General features: G+C 62.7%; 9 protein-coding genes. 7 read left to right on the forward strand and 2 right to left on the reverse strand.

Translation table 11 applies throughout. The features are described from left to right. The first annotated feature begins 171 nt into the window (after positions 1-171). The 7 genes from F0M18_RS16745 (at position 172) to F0M18_RS16775 (ending at position 12,037) form a co-directional block, all read left to right on the forward strand. Positions 172-1,620, forward strand: coding sequence for a circularly permuted type 2 ATP-grasp protein (locus tag F0M18_RS16745; RefSeq protein ID WP_149612616.1), 1,449 nt, complete (start codon positions 172-174; stop codon positions 1,618-1,620). Continuing rightward, positions 1,617-2,555, forward strand: a complete 939-nt coding sequence (locus F0M18_RS16750; protein WP_149612617.1) for an alpha-E domain-containing protein — start codon at positions 1,617-1,619, stop codon at positions 2,553-2,555. Before F0M18_RS16745 ends, F0M18_RS16750 begins: the two co-directional genes overlap by 4 nt. Positions 2,556-2,589: 34 nt before the next feature. Further along, positions 2,590-5,940 carry a transglutaminase family protein gene (locus tag F0M18_RS16755; protein WP_149612618.1) on the forward strand — a complete coding sequence of 1,117 codons (3,351 nt, stop codon included), beginning with the start codon at positions 2,590-2,592 and terminating at the stop codon, positions 5,938-5,940. Between the two features lie 72 nt (positions 5,941-6,012). After that, complete coding sequence (locus F0M18_RS16760) at positions 6,013-8,670, forward strand: circularly permuted type 2 ATP-grasp protein (RefSeq protein WP_149612619.1); 2,658 nt, start codon at positions 6,013-6,015, stop codon at positions 8,668-8,670. Between the two features lies 1 nt (position 8,671). Then, a complete protein-coding gene (locus F0M18_RS16765) occupies positions 8,672-9,562 on the forward strand; it encodes a transglutaminase family protein (RefSeq protein ID WP_149612620.1) in 891 nt (296 codons plus the stop codon). A 163-nt stretch (positions 9,563-9,725) separates the two neighbouring features. After that, positions 9,726-11,390 carry an energy-dependent translational throttle protein EttA gene (ettA, locus tag F0M18_RS16770; RefSeq protein WP_149612621.1) on the forward strand — a complete coding sequence of 555 codons (1,665 nt, stop codon included), beginning with the start codon at positions 9,726-9,728 and terminating at the stop codon, positions 11,388-11,390. 287 nt (positions 11,391-11,677) lie between these two features. Beyond that, positions 11,678-12,037 (forward strand): PilZ domain-containing protein, encoded by a 360-nt coding sequence (locus F0M18_RS16775; RefSeq protein ID WP_149612622.1) that lies wholly within the window; start codon positions 11,678-11,680, stop codon positions 12,035-12,037. Positions 12,038-12,200: 163 nt separating this feature from the next. Here the strand turns inward: F0M18_RS16775 and radA are convergent, their stop codons facing one another. Continuing rightward, positions 12,201-13,589 (reverse strand): DNA repair protein RadA, encoded by a 1,389-nt coding sequence (gene radA / locus F0M18_RS16780; RefSeq protein ID WP_149612623.1) that lies wholly within the window; start codon positions 13,587-13,589, stop codon positions 12,201-12,203. Positions 13,590-13,747: 158 nt separating this feature from the next. Beyond that, positions 13,748-15,361 carry an AMP-binding protein gene (locus F0M18_RS16785; RefSeq protein WP_149612624.1) on the reverse strand — a complete coding sequence of 538 codons (1,614 nt, stop codon included), beginning with the start codon at positions 15,359-15,361 and terminating at the stop codon, positions 13,748-13,750. Positions 15,362-15,463 lie beyond the last annotated feature (102 nt).

The following is a 15,463-nucleotide window of genomic DNA, read 5'->3' on the forward strand; positions in this document are numbered from 1 at the left end:
AATCGCGTTCATTATTTGGCCGCTGGGCGCCGGTAGCGAATACACTGAAAGTTAGCGCAGGCGAGGTTACTTATTGCAGTTGCGGACCCTTTCAACTATACCACTAACTGTGGCGCGCTCATTGCATGTGCACTGAAGGAGTGCGCGCGCATCACCTTATTCAGGGGACACATGAAAAACACTTGGAAAACCTACGATACCGGGCCGTTCTACGATGAACTGGTCACCGCCGCAGGCAAGCCGCGCGTGGCGGCGAGGCGCGCAGTAAACCTGTTCAAGGACCTGTCGGTGGAAGAAATGTCGGCAAGGCGCTCGGCGGCGGAAATGGCCATCCTGGACATGGGCATCTCCTTCACGGTTTACAGTGAGGGCGAGAACATAGACCGGGCCTGGCCCTTTGACATGATTCCACGCATTATCACGGCCAAGGACTGGGCCAGGGTCAGCCGCGGCCTCGCCCAGCGCACCCGTGCGCTGAACGCCTTCATTGATGATGTCTACAACCGACAGAAGATCCTCAAGGACGGTATCGTGCCGGCGGAGACCGTGCTCGAATCCGGCAACTACAAGGAACAATGCGCTGGCATGTCGCCCCGTTATGGCGCATGGGCGCATATTTGCGGCACCGATCTGGTGCGCGACAAGGACGGCAAATTCTACGTACTCGAAGACAACCTGCGTGTGCCCTCCGGCGTGTCCTACATGCTGGAAAACCGCGAGATCACCAAGCGCGTGTTGCCGGAGCTGTTCGAAAACTACAGTATCCAGCCAGTGGATGACTATCCGTCGCGCCTGTACAGCACGCTGGCCTCACTCTCGCCTCGCGAGCGCCGCCGCCCCTGCATCGTGGTACTGACTCCCGGCATCTATAACTCCGCCTACTTCGAGCACTCTTTCCTGGCCCGGGGCATGGGTGCCGAACTGGTCGAGGGCTCGGACCTGTTCGTAGACGATGACGACTGCCTGTACATGCGCACGGTGGACGGTCCCGAGCGGGTCGACGTGGTCTACCGTCGCATCGACGACGATTTTCTCGATCCCGAGGCATTCCGCGAAGACTCGATTCTCGGCGTGCCCGGCATCATGCGCGCCTGGAAGGCACGCAACGTCGCGATCGCCAACGCGCCCGGTGCGGGGGTGGCAGACGACAAGGTCGTGTATGCATTCGTACCGGACATGATTCGCTACTACCTCAAGGAAGAACCTGCGATCGACAGCGTCAAGACTTACCTGTGCATGAAAGAAAAGGACCGGGAATACGTGCTCGAAAACCTGGACAAACTGGTGGTCAAGCCGGCTAATGAGTCCGGGGGCTACGGCATGATGGTGGGCCCGCACGCCAGCAAGACCCAGCGCGCCAAATTTGCCAAGCTTATCGAGAAAAATCCGCGCAACTATATCGCCCAGCCCACCCTGTCCCTGTCCACCGCACCGACCTATATCGACGATAAGGTGGAACCCCGGCATCTCGACCTGCGCCCGTTCATTCTCAGCGGCAGGGACACCTGGGTGACACCGGGCGGCCTCACCAGGGTCGCCATGGTCAAGGGCTCCCTGGTGGTGAACTCGTCACAGGGCGGCGGCAGCAAGGACACCTGGATCGTGGAGGGCTCGAAATGAGATTACTCTCCCGCGTTGCCGAACGGCTTTACTGGATGGCCCGCTACCTCGAGCGGGCAGAAGATACCGCGCGCCTGCTGCGCTCCTACACTCACCTGATCATGGATATCCCGGCAGGCTCGGAGCCGGGTTGGGACGTATTGCTGCAAACCCTGGATGCGCAACACAGCTTTGGCGAGCATTACCGCGTAGCCAATGAAACCAACGTGTTGAAATTCCTCATTGCCGACCACAGCAACGCCAGCAGTATTGCCCAATCTATACGCGCAGCCAGGGAAAACGTCCGTACCACGCGAGATGTGCTACCGTCGGAAGTCTGGGAGCATGTCAATGAACTGTACCTGTACACCGAGAAGCACGCGGCCAATTCGGTGGGGCGTCGCAACCGCCACGATTTCTTTGACCAGCTGATCGGGCGCTGCCAGATGATCAACGGGTTGATGACGTCCACGCTCTGTCGCGACCACGCGTACCGCTTTGTCAAAATCGGCCATCTACTGGAACGGGCGGACATGACCACGCGGGTACTGGATGCGGGTATCGGCGCGCTCATGAATGAAGAGCGCAATCCCAGCACCACGGACCCCCTGGTCTGGGCCAGCGTGCTGAGCTCGCTGTCGGCGATGGAGACCTATCGCCGTACTGTCGGCCCCATGGTCGAGGGTGCTGAAGCCGTGGACTTTATTTTCCGCGACCCCACCCTGCCGCGCTCTCTCAGGTTCTGCCTCGGCGGGATACGCGAGGAACTGGTACCCATGCGCAACAACAGGAATGCCCTGAGGGTGATCAACCGCTCACGCCGCAGCCTGTCGCGCTTTGACCCACAAGCTGCCGGTCGCCGTGACATGCACCGGTTCATCGACAGGTTCCAGGCCAATTTGCTAGCCCTGGGTGAAGAAATCAACGTAGCCTGGTTCCTGACTGACCAGGCCTGAACATCCATTCACGCAACCATTTGCGGTACCCTAAATGACGATTCGCGTAGCAATCAACCACCGGACAACCTACAAGTTTGACCGGCCCGTCAACATGTCACCGCATACCGTGCGACTGCGACCGGCGCCCCACTCCCGCACGCCCATCCACAGTTACAGCCTGAAGATCAAGCCGGATACACATTTCATCAACTGGCAGCAGGACGCCTTTGGCAATTACCTCGCCCGCCTGGTGTTCCCGGAAAAGTGCACCGAGTTTGAGGTGGACGTGGAAGTGATCGCTGACATGACGGTGATCAACCCCTTTGATTTCTTTCTCGAGGAATACGCGGAGAGCTTCCCGTTTACCTATCCCGAGCAATTGCGCAAGGAACTGCAGCCGTACCTGGAAAAAAACGACTACGGCCCGTTATTCAGCGAGCTTGTGGCCGGGATCGACCTCGAAGAGATGCCGGTCAATGACTTCCTGGTAGAGATCAACCAGCGCATACAGCAGCAGATCGAGTACCTGGTGCGCATGGAACCGGGCGTGCAGACACCCGAGGAAACACTGGAGCGAGGCAAGGGCTCCTGCCGCGACTCCGCATGGCTGCTGGCGCAGCTGCTGCGGCACCTGGGCCTGGCTTCCCGCTTTGCCTCGGGCTACCTGGTGCAGTTGAAAGCCGACGAGAAATCCCTGGACGGCCCCTCGGGCACCGAAGAGGATTTCACCGACCTGCACGCCTGGTGCGAGGTGTACCTGCCCGGCGCGGGCTGGGTTGGCCTGGACCCCACATCGGGCCTGTTCGCCAGTGAAGGCCATATCCCGCTTGCCTGCACACCCCACCCCGTCTCGGCAGCCCCTATCGCCGGCGCTACCGACAAGTGCGAGGTGGAATTCGACTTCAGCAACGAGGTGACGCGGATACTGGAAGACCCGCGTGTCACCAAGCCCTACAGCGAAGAGCAATGGGCCCACATCCTCGCCCTGGGCGGCGCGGTAGACGCCATATTCGACATCAACGACGTGCGCCTCACCATGGGCGGCGAACCGACGTTCGTCTCGGTCGACGACATGGAATCGGCACAGTGGAACACCGACGCCCTCGGTGATGACAAGCTCAGCCTGGCCAAGACGCTGTTGCTGCGCCTGCGGGATCGCTTTGCTCCCCAGGGTTTGCTGCACTATGGCCAGGGCAAGTGGTACCCCGGAGAAGAGGTACCGCGCTGGGCGCTGGGGGTATTCTGGCGCAAGGACGGTGAACCTTTGTGGCAGGACCACAGCCTGCTGGCCCGCGTGGACAGGGATTACCAGCGGGAGATCAAGGACTGCATTCGTTTTGGCCGCAAGCTTTGCGACCTGCTGGGCCTGCCGCGGGCCTGCAGCCAGCCCGCCTATGAGGATGGCATTCACTACCTGATGCAGGAACAGAACCTGCCCAAAAACCTGGACATACTCTCCAACCGGGTCAGCAGCGACCTGGATCGCCGCCGGCTGGCGCGACTGATTGAACGCGGCTTCAGCATACCTACAGGCATGGTACTGCCGCTGGCACGCAACACCGGCTGGCCGCTGGTCGAGAATACCTGGCACTCCAGCCTGTGGCCGATGAAGCGGGAACGCATCACGCTGATACCGGGTGACTCGCCCATGGGTCTGCGCCTGCCGCTGGCGGACCTGCCGGAACTGGCCGAGAAGGCCGACCTGTTCCGCCCGCAGCGCGATCCCTTTGAACCGCGCAAGGGCCTGGCAAAACGCGAGGACATGCAATTCCACGAAGCTGACGAGCACGCCGACGAGCCGTTACAGGAGCCTGAGTACGAGCAGGTCGTGCGCACCGCCATGTGCATCGAAGCCCGCGCGGGAAGGCTCTACGTGTTCATGCCGCCGCTTGAGTACCTGGAGGACTATGTTGAGCTGGTCGCCGCGGTCGAAGAAACCGCCGCGGCCCTGCAGATGCCGGTCATCATTGAGGGCTACGAGCCACCGAAGGACCCGCGCATCCAGAAACTGCTGGTCACGCCGGACCCGGGTGTCATCGAGGTCAACGTGCATCCCGCCAGTAACTGGCAGGAACTCGTGGATAACACCACCGCGCTGTATGAAGAGGCGCGCCTGTCGCGGCTGTCCACCGAGAAGTTCATGCTGGACGGTCGCCACACCGGCACCGGCGGCGGCAACCACATCACCCTCGGCGGCGCCACGCCCGCCGACAGCCCCATGCTGCGCCGCCCCGACCTGTTGCGCAGCCTGATCACGTTCTGGCAGCACCATCCCAGTTTGTCTTACCTGTTTTCCGGCATGTTCATAGGCCCCACATCGCAGGCACCGCGGGTTGATGAAGGCCGCGATGAGATGCTGTATGAGCTGGAGGTGGCTTTCGCCCAGATGACGGAAGGGGAAGTACCCCAGCCCTGGCTGGTGGACCGCCTGCTGCGCAACCTGCTGATCGACGTCACCGGCAATACCCACCGCGCCGAGTTCTGCATCGATAAGCTGTACTCGCCTTCGGGGCCCGCAGGACGTCTTGGTATTCTCGAGTTTCGCGGCTTCGAGATGCCGCCCCATCCGCGCATGGCGCTGGTGCAGGCGCTGCTGCTGCGCTGCCTGGTCGCGCGCTTCTGGCAGAAGCCGTACCACAAGCCACTGGTGCGCTGGGGTACCGAACTGCACGACCGCTTCATGCTGCCGCACCACATCTGGGAAGATATGAAGGATGTGGTCAATGACCTGCGTGAACACGGCTTCGCCTTCGACCTGGACTGGCTGCTGCCCTTCGAGGAGTTCCGCTTCCCGCACTACGGCCGCGTACAGCTGGGCGATATCGAACTGGAACTGCGCTGGGCCGTGGAGCCCTGGCACGTGCTCGGCGAAGAGACCACCAGCTTCGGCACCTCACGCTATGTCGACTCTTCCGTGGAGCGCCTGCAGATACGCTGCACCGGCCTGAGCGAGGGCCGCTACGTGGTGGCCTGCAACGGCCGGCGCGTACCCATGCGCAGTACCGGGGTGCACGGTGAGTACGTAGGAGGCGTGCGCTACCGCGCCTGGCAACCGCCCTCTGCACTGCACCCGCTCATTGGTGTGCATGTGCCGCTCACCTTCGATCTCATCGACACCTGGAATGGACGCTCCCTGGGCGGCTGTACCTATCATGTTTCCCACCCTGGCGGCCGCAGTTACGATGTTTTCCCGGTCAACGCCTTCGAGGCAGAGTCGCGCCGCATCAACCGTTTCGATTCCGTCAGCCACAGCCAGGGGCCATTTATCCCCATGCCGGAAGTCTCCGCCCTGCGCGAGTTTTTCCCCGACGGCGCCGTACCGCGGCCCATGGAGCCACCGCCCGAAGAACCGGCCGGTGAATACCCCTATATTCTCGATATGCGCAGCCCGGGGCCACGGTAGCCTCCCCCGGGCTTATTGCGTATATTATGCGGCCCTTACCAGCGCCCGGCGCGACAGGTAGCCCCCACACACATGTCCCAGACCCAATCCCAGTCAATCGGCCAAAGCGCACAGAACGCCGTGCAGGCAAGGCTTGAATACAGCCCCCCGGCAGGGTTGCTGGACGAGTCCAGGCTGGCCGACGGCACCGTCAACCCGGCCTGGCGCTACCTGCTGGACAGTGTCGACAACCTGGGCCCGGAAGCGTTGCGCAAGCGCGAGCAGAAAGCGCGCCGGATCCTGCGCGATGACGGCGCCACCTACAACATTTACGGGAAACCCGGCAGCTCCAGCGCCAGCTGGGAACTGGACCCCCTGCCTTACGTCATCGACAGCGCGGACTGGTCCAATATCGAAGCCGGCCTGATCGAACGCTCCGAGCTGTTCAACCTGATCCTGCGTGATCTCTACGGACCGCGCAAACTGATTCGCCACGGCGCGCTGCCGCCGGAGGCGCTATTCGGCCACAGCGGTTTCCTGCGCGCCTGCCAGGGCATCAAAATGCCCGGTGAGCAGGAACTCATCCTGCACGCGGCGGACATGGTGCGGCGGGATGACGGCAGCATGTGCGTGCTGTCCGACCGCACCCAGGCGCCCTCAGGTGCTGGCTACGTGCTGGAGAACCGCACCGTGATGTCACGCGTGTTTCCCAGCCTGTACCGCGACAGCCACGTGCACCGCATCGCCAGCTTCTATCAGCGGCTGCGGCTAAAGCTGAGCTCGCTGTCGCCCTCGGGAGACATCCCGCGCATAGCCTTGCTAACCGCCGGAGCCCAGAACGAGAGCTATTTCGAGCACGCGTATCTTGCCAATTACATGGGTTTCCCCATGGTCCAGAGCGGCGACCTGGTGGTACGCAACGGCTTCCTGTGGATGAAGAGCCTGGACGGCCTCAGACGGGTCGATGTATTGCTGCGCCGGGTGGATGATGAGCTCTGTGACCCGGTAGAGCTGCGTGCGGATTCCCAGCTCGGTGTTCCCGGGCTGCTGGAAGTGGTGCGCACCGGGCGCGTGGTGCTGGCCAATCCGCTGGGCAGCGGCGTGCTGGAAAATGCCATCCTGCTCAAGTACCTGCCGGATATCTCGATGCAGTTGCTGGGCCGCGAGCCCAGGCTGGCGTCAGTGAAAACCTACTGGGCCGGCGATGATCGCGACCTGGCCTATATCATCGCCAATATCGACAAGCTGATCATCAAGCATGCATGGCGAGGCAGTGGCCAGAGCAGCGTCTACGGCGGCGACCTTGATCCTGCGCAGTTGCAGGCCCTGCAGGCCCGGATCCAGGGTCAACGCTACCAGTACGTGGCCCAAGAAAAAGTGGGCAAGTCCTACACCCCCACCTTCAACGGCAATGGCCTGGAGCCCCGCCCCACCCTGCTGCGGACATTTTCCGTGGCTACGGATCTGTCCTATACAGTGCTGCCCGGTGGTCTCACCCGCATCGGCACCAGTACCGACGGCCAGTTCATCAGCATGCAGGAAGGCAGCCCGTCCAAGGACACCTGGATTACGGCCTCGGAACCGGAGCGTGCCCCGATACAGGGCCCCACCCCGGAGACCTTGCGCTTCTCCAGCGAACCGGTGCTGGACAGCCTGCCCAGCCGGGTGGTGGAAAACCTCTACTGGATGGGGCGCTATGCCGAACGCGCGGAAGCCTCCATGCGCCTGCTGCGCACCGTTTTCGTGATGCTCAATGGCGAGGACCCTATCAGCCCCGAGGCCCAGCGCATCCTGCTGCACACCGTATCCGAGATCACCCACACCTTGCCGGGGTTCACCAACGCCACGCCAGAGCAGCTGGCGGACCCGGAAGAGGAACTGATGCAGATCGTACGCGACGGCAACCGCGTCGGCAGCGTGCGCTCCACCATCAACTCCATGCTGTCGGCGGCGGACGAATCCAAGGAACTGTTATCCACCGACACTATCCGCGTGATCAATGACCTGCGCGACGCCCTCGACGACCTCGACGCCGACCTCGCCGGCGGCCTGGCCTTCGCCCCGGAAGAGGCCCTGGACCCATTGGTCACGGCACTGGCGGGGCTCTCCGGCCTGACCCAGGAGTCGATGATCCGCAGCGTGGGCTGGCGCTTCATTGAGATGGGCAAACGCATTGAACGCGCCCTGCAGACAGTCGCCACCGTCAAGGGCCTGCTGACAGAGGTCAGCGGCGAAATGGAACAGGTGACCCTGCTCACCGCCTTGCTCACCAGTATGGAAGTCCTGATCACCTACCGACGCCGCGGACGCGAGAAGCGCGACATCGAACTGGGCCTGGAACTGGTGCTCCTCGACAGCACCAACCCGCGCTCGGTCATTTTCCAGTTGGAGCGCCTGCACGAACACCTGGTTGAACTGCCCAAGGCGGACAAGGGCTCGGGCGAGCTGAATGAGGAGAGCCGCACGCTGCTGGAGGCCAGCACCCTGGTAAAACTGACGCGCCTGCCGCAGTTGCTTGAAGCCCGTGACGGCCAGCGCCAGCTGCTGGCCCGGCAGATGACACAGCTGGCGGAACTGCTGCGTGAGTTCAGCCGCCTGATCAACGACAAACACTTCGATCACCGCATCGGCCAACACCAGCTGGTTTCCAGTTTCGGTGGCGCCGGGTCTGTGCTGGCCGGATCCGCCTCCGCGGCGCCCATCTCAGGTGCCACCGGCTCCATCGCGCCGGTCCCGGAGGGAGGCAGCTGATATGCGTTTTCGCGTCATTCACTCCACTCACTACACTTATGCTGCCAGGGTCACATCCTGCTACAACGTGGCCAATGTCATGCCGCGTGATACCCGGCGCCAACGCTGCCTGAACAGTCGCGTCACGGTATCACCGCATCCGGCGGTCAGCCGTTCACGCACCGACTACTTTGGCAACCAGGCCTACCACTTCGAGATCCAGAACGCGCACAAGGAGCTGGTCATCACCGCCGAAAGCGAGGTGCACATTTCTGACCGCGACCTCGACCTGAACCTGGACTTTGGTGTCTCCTACGGCCAGGCCCTGCACCATATCCGCAACAACCGTTCCCAGCAGATGCTGAACGCCAGGGAGTACCTGCTGGATTCACCGATGATCGAGGCCACCGAGGAGCTGGCTGCCTACGCCCAGCCTTCGTTCATCCCCGACCGCTCGCTGAAATCCTGCGTGTCAGACCTGACCACGCGGATTTTCCGCGACTTTGCCTACGACCCCGACTTCACCACCATCGCCACGCCTCTCAGCGAGGTACTCAAGCACAAGCGCGGCGTGTGCCAGGACTTCGCCCATCTGCAAATAGGTTGCCTGCGGGCCGTGGGCATCCCCGCGAAGTACGTTTCCGGTTATATCGAGACCCTGCCCCCGCCGGGGAAGGAAAAAATGGTCGGCGCAGACGCTACCCACGCATGGGTGGCCTATTTCTGCCCGGACGAGGGCTGGCTGGAGTTCGACCCTACCAACGACACCGCCGCGTCCTACCAGCACATCGTGACCGCCTTCGGGCGCGACTACTTCGACGTGACACCCCTGAAAGGCGTGATTTTTGGCGGTGGCAAGGCGCCGATGCTCAGCGTCTCGGTGGATGTGTCCCGCCTCGAAGACACCGACTGATACCGGCGCGAAGCCGGCGGCACCTGTTTCCGGCAGCCCCCTGGCGCCGGCACCCCGGCACCCCGGACGTGACCTCACCGGCCAGCGTCACCATCAGCGGGGTGCGCCGCGGCCGACGCACTGCTAAAATCCGCGCCTTCGTGAGCCCAGTTGAGAGTTATCCATGGCCCAATACGTCTACACCATGAACCGGGTCGGCAAAATCGTGCCGCCCAAGAAAGAAATCCTCAAAGACATCTCCCTGTCGTTCTTCCCCGGCGCCAAGATCGGTGTACTGGGCCTGAACGGCGCCGGTAAGTCCACCCTGCTGCGCATCATGGCCGGCGTGGATACTGATATCGTCGGTGAGGCCCGCCCGCAACCCGGTATCAAGATCGGTTACCTGCCCCAGGAGCCGCAGCTGGATCCGGCAAAGGACGTGCGCGGCAACGTGGAGGAAGGCGTACAGGAGGCCATCGATGCACTGGCCGGGCTGGAAAAGGTGTATGCCGACTACGCCGAGCCGGATGCCGACTTCGACGCCCTGGCCAAGGAGCAGGCGCGGCTGGAAGACATTATCCAGGCCACTGACGCCCATAACCTGGACCATCGCCTGGAGGTCGCCGCGGATGCCCTGCGCCTGCCGCCCTGGGATGCGGATGTGACCACACTTTCCGGCGGTGAGCGCCGCCGCGTGGCGCTTTGTCGGTTGCTGCTGTCCAACCCGGACATGATCCTGCTGGACGAGCCCACCAACCACCTGGATGCGGAAAGCGTGGCCTGGCTGGAACGCTTCCTCGAGAGTTTCCCGGGCACCGTGGTGGCCATCACCCACGACCGCTACTTCCTCGACAACGCCGCCGGCTGGATTCTCGAACTGGACCGCGGCCGCGGAATACCCTATGAAGGCAACTACTCCGACTGGCTGGACGCCAAGGAGAAACGCCTGGAGCAGGAAGCGCGGCAGGAAGCCTCGCACCAGAAAGCGATCAAGGCAGAGCTGGAGTGGGTGCGCTCCAACCCCAAGGGTCGGCAGGCCAAGAGCAAGGCCCGCCTGCAGCGCTTTGACGAATTGCAGTCACAGGAATTCCAGGCCCGCAACGAGACCAATGAGATCTATATCCCCCCCGGCCCGCGTCTCGGGGACAACGTGATCGAGGTAAAAAACCTGAAAAAGGCTTTCGGCGACCGCCTGCTGTTCGATGATGTAAGCTTCGTGGTACCGCCGGGTTCCATCGTCGGCATCATTGGCGCCAACGGCATGGGTAAATCCACGCTGTTCAAGATCCTCACCGGGGCCGAGCAAGCGGATGGCGGCGAGGTAAAGGTGGGCGAGACGGTGCAGCTGGGTTATGTCGACCAGTCCCGCGATGACCTGGACGGCTCGAAAACCGTGTGGGAAGAGATCTCCGACGGTCATGACATTATCCGCATCGGCAACTACGAGGTGCCGTCGCGCTCCTACTGCGGACGTTTCAACTTCAAGGGCTCTGACCAGCAGAAATACGTGAAGGATCTCTCCGGCGGTGAGCGCAACCGCCTGCACCTCGCCAAGCTGCTCAAGCAGGGCGCCAACGTGTTGCTGCTGGACGAACCCACCAACGACCTGGACGTGGAAACCCTGCGCGCGCTGGAAGAGGCCCTGCTGGCTTTCCCCGGTGCCGCCATGGTGATCTCGCACGACCGCTGGTTCCTGGACCGCATCGCCACCCACATTCTCGCCTACGAGGACGACGGTGGCGTGGTATTCCACGAGGGTAACTTCACCGACTACGAGGAAGACCGACGCAAGCGCCTCGGCGCCGCCGCCGACCAGCCTCACCGGGTCAAGTATCGCAAGCTGAAGTAACTTCGCCTGCCCGCAGGAGCGGCTACAGCCGCGATTATTCGGCCCACCGGCACCCCTTCGCGGCTGTAGCCGCTCCTACAGTGGCAACCGCTTGCCTCCCAGGCCCGTAGGAGCGGCCACAGCCGCGATCATACCCCCGGCCCTAACCACCACCCGAGCAGTGGCATCCACGTGCGTGATCCCTGCGCCACAAACAACACAATCTGCGCTTTTCATGGTGCAGGTATTTGCCTCCGCCACGCCCGGCGCTATAGTAGAACGATCACTAAGGTATCAAGGTTTTTTACATGTCCGACATTCGCAACGAGCAACGCAACTTTACCCGCGTGCAGCTGGACCTCCCGGTGGAAGTGCACCAGGGCGGAGACATGTGGTCACAACGCCTCGTTGATATTTCCCTGTCCGGCATATCTACCGACCAACCGGATGTCTGGGATGCGCAGTACAACGAGCCCTTCACCCTCATCGTCAAGTTGCAGGATGGCAATGAACTGGAGTTACACGCCTACCTGCAGCATGTGGAGGCCGGGCGGCTTGGCTTTGCCGTGCAGCACGTGGATCGCGAGAATATCGAACCGCTGATGAACCTGCTCGGCCAGCACATGGACCTGGCGGCGCTCGAGGAAGAGTTGGCGCGGCTGGAGTAGCGTGCTGTGATCGCGGCTGTGGCCGCTCCTACAGATCTACCTCTGCCTTGGTCTGCGCGGTGATCGCGGCTGTGGCCGCTCCTACAGTTGTTTCTGTTGCCTTTGGCCGCGCCCGTCCTGTTCTGCTTGTGGGAGCGGCTATAGCCGCGAAAAACGCGGCGCCCTAGTCGACTGCCGCCAGCGCCTCTGACAATTTCGACACCGCGATAATGTCCATCCCGGCCAGCGCGCTTTTCGGGGCGTTGCCGCGGGGTATGATAGCGCGCTTGAAGCCGTGTTTCGCCGCTTCCGACAAGCGCTCCTGCCCGGAGGGTACCGGGCGTATCTCTCCCGACAGGCCTACCTCGCCAAAAATCACCATGTCCCGCGGCAGCTGCCGGTCGCGGTAACTGGAGACGATCGCCAGTAACAGCGCCAGGTCGGCACTGGTCTCCAGCACCTTGACCCCGCCGACAACGTTGGCGAACACATCCTGGTCCCCCACCTGCAGGCCGCCATGGCGATGGAGCACCGCCAGCAGCATGGCCAGGCGATTTTGCTCCAGGCCCACTGCCACCCGACGCGGGTTGCCCAGTTGGCTGTCGTCCACCAGCGCCTGGATTTCCACCAGCAGGGGGCGTGTACCCTCCCAGACCACCATTACCGCCGAGCCAGATGCCGGCTCGCTGCTGCGGTCCAGGAAAATTGCCGACGGATTCTTTACCTCGCGCATGCCCTGCTCGGTCATGGCAAAAACGCCCAGCTCATTGACCGCGCCGAAACGGTTTTTCTGTCCGCGCAGGGTACGAAAACGTGAATCGTGGGTTCCCTCCAACAGGATCGAGCAATCAATCATATGCTCCAGCACCTTGGGCCCGGCCAGGGAGCCGTCCTTGGTCACATGCCCCACCAGGAACAGTACGGTGCCGGTCTGCTTGGCGAAGCGGGTAAGGTAGGCGGCGCACTCGCGCACCTGTGACACGCTGCCGGGGGCAGAGGCAATTTCGTCACTGTGCACCACCTGTATGGAGTCCACTACCAGCACCCGGGGCTTGAACTCCTCGGCCGCGGCGACGATCGTTTCGACATTGGTTTCTGACATGAGGCGCAACTTGTCGGTGGGCAATTGCAGCCTGCGCGCACGCATCGCCACCTGCTGCAACGACTCCTCTCCGGTGATGTAAAGCGCCTCCATGGAGCGGGCGAGGTGACACATGGTCTGCAGCAACAGCGTGCTTTTACCCGCCCCGGGATTACCCCCCACCAGCACGGCGGAACCCGGCACCAGGCCGCCGCCCAGCACCCGGTCGAACTCTTCCGCACCGGAGGAGAACCGGGGCAGGTCGTCCAGATCGATGTCCTGCAGCACCCGCGCGCTGTCCAGTGCACCGGCAAACCCGGCGCGACTGGCAGTAACTCCACCACCGGCCCGGCCACTGCCCTTGCCGCCCGCCGGCCCCAGCCTGATTTCGGTTATCGTATTCCACTGCCCGCAGTCGCTGCACTGGCCCTGCCACTTGGCGTAGTCAGAGCCACATTCGTTGCATACAAAGGCCGTTTTCTGTTTTGCCATTTTCTACTCAGTGTCCTTGCCTCGGCGCACGCGGTACGCCGAATGTTGTCATGTCATGGTCGCCGGCGCCCGCACCAGCCTGCTCGACCCGGCGTATTTCGCAAAGTCATTCCAGGATACCGCAGAGAGATCTGTGCGCTGGCGGGTTGCTGTCCGAGTCAGCCCTGGAGCTCGGTGAAGGCACCTTCCTGCCACTGTTTGCGCAGCACGAATTTCTGGATCTTTCCGGAGCCGGTCATCGGGTACTCATCAACTTGAAACCAGTAGCGCGGAGTTTTCTGCGGCGACAGGTGCTCGCGAACGTAGGCAAACAGCACCTCGCGATCAAGCGTTTCCCCGGGAGCAGGCCGCAGGAAAGCGGCCACTTCCTCGCCCATGCGCTCGCTGGGCAGGCCCACCACCGCCACGTCTGCCACGGCCGGGTGCTTGAACAACAGCTCCTCGATCTCTCGCGTGTAGATATTCTCGCCGCCGCGAATGATCATATCCTTGAGCCGGCCCTCAACCCGGGTGTAGCCGCGCGCATCCATTGCACACAGGTCCCCGGTATGCAGCCAGCCGTCGTCATCGATAGCCTCGGCGGTGGCCTCGGGCATATCAAAGTAACCATGCATGACGTGATAGCCGCGGGTGCAGTATTCACCCAGTTCCCCCACGGGTAACGTCTCGCCGCTGGCCGGGTCGATGATCTTCACCTCCACGTGCGGCATGGGACTGCCCAGTGTGTTCGCCTTGTCTTCCAGGCTGTCGTCAGCACTGGTCATGGAGGCCACCGGCGAGCACTCGGTCTGCCCGAAGACGATGGTGAATGGCGCCCCCAGCCCGGATTCAATCTTCTCCACCAGCGCGGTCGGCACGGTCGCCCCACCCCCGGTGACGGCCTGCAGGGAGGACAGGTCACGGCGGGTGAAGTCCGGATGTTCCATCAGCGCCAGCAGCATGGTGGGCACACCGAACATATTGCGTGCCCGATAAGTCTCCATCAGTTCCAGAATCAGGCCGGGGTCGAACATCTGCACCACCACCAGGTTGGCGCGCTTGTGCAACGCCCCCAGCACACTGAGCACACTGCCCCCGGTGTGGAACAGGGGCATGTAGCCCATGTGCGCACCGCCCGCTTCCATGCCGGTGCGCTCTCCCACATGGGCTGCATTGTTGAGCAGGCCACGGTGGTGCAATACCGCGCCCTTGGGAAAACCGGTGGTACCGGATGTGTACTGAATCATGCAGGCATCCAGCGGTTGCGCCTCGGGCAGTGGCTGCGTCAGCTCCCTGCCGGCGGCAACCAAATCCTGCCACTGATCGAAACGAATCACCTCGCGCAGTGTCGGGCACTGGTCGCGCACGGCTTCCACGTGCTGCAGCATGCGGTTGCCGCGAAACTCCGGCAGCACCACCACGCCGGCACTGCGTGACTGCTGCAGTACGTAAGCCAGCTCCTTTTCCTGGAATGAGGGGTTCACCGTCACCAGCACTATGCCGGCCAGGGCGCAGCCGTATTGCAGTACCACCCATTCGGGCATATTGGGCGCCCACACGGCCAGCCGCTCGCCCGGTTCGAAGCGCTGCAGCAGGGTGCGGGCCACCGCCTGGGCCTCATCGTAAAGCTCGGCATACGTCCACTGGCACCGCGCCGCCGGGTCGGTGCTGCCGTCTGTCATGGCGATGGCATCGGCAGCCTGCGCCGCGGTGTCAGCCAGCACCTGCCCGATGGTGACGTCGCTCACCGGCGGCGACAACGGGCCCTTGGCATACGCGAGCTGAGTGGTCATGTTGTGGTCTCTCCCGGGTCTGGAAAGTGTCTGTGCCGCGTGGCCAGGGCAGGATTTTCCGCGCAGCTCAAGTCGAGTTCAGGTATCCTAGCAGACCGACCA

This window comes from Pseudohalioglobus sediminis (assembly GCF_008370495.1).
Taxonomy (GTDB): Bacteria; Pseudomonadota; Gammaproteobacteria; order Pseudomonadales; family Halieaceae; genus Halioglobus.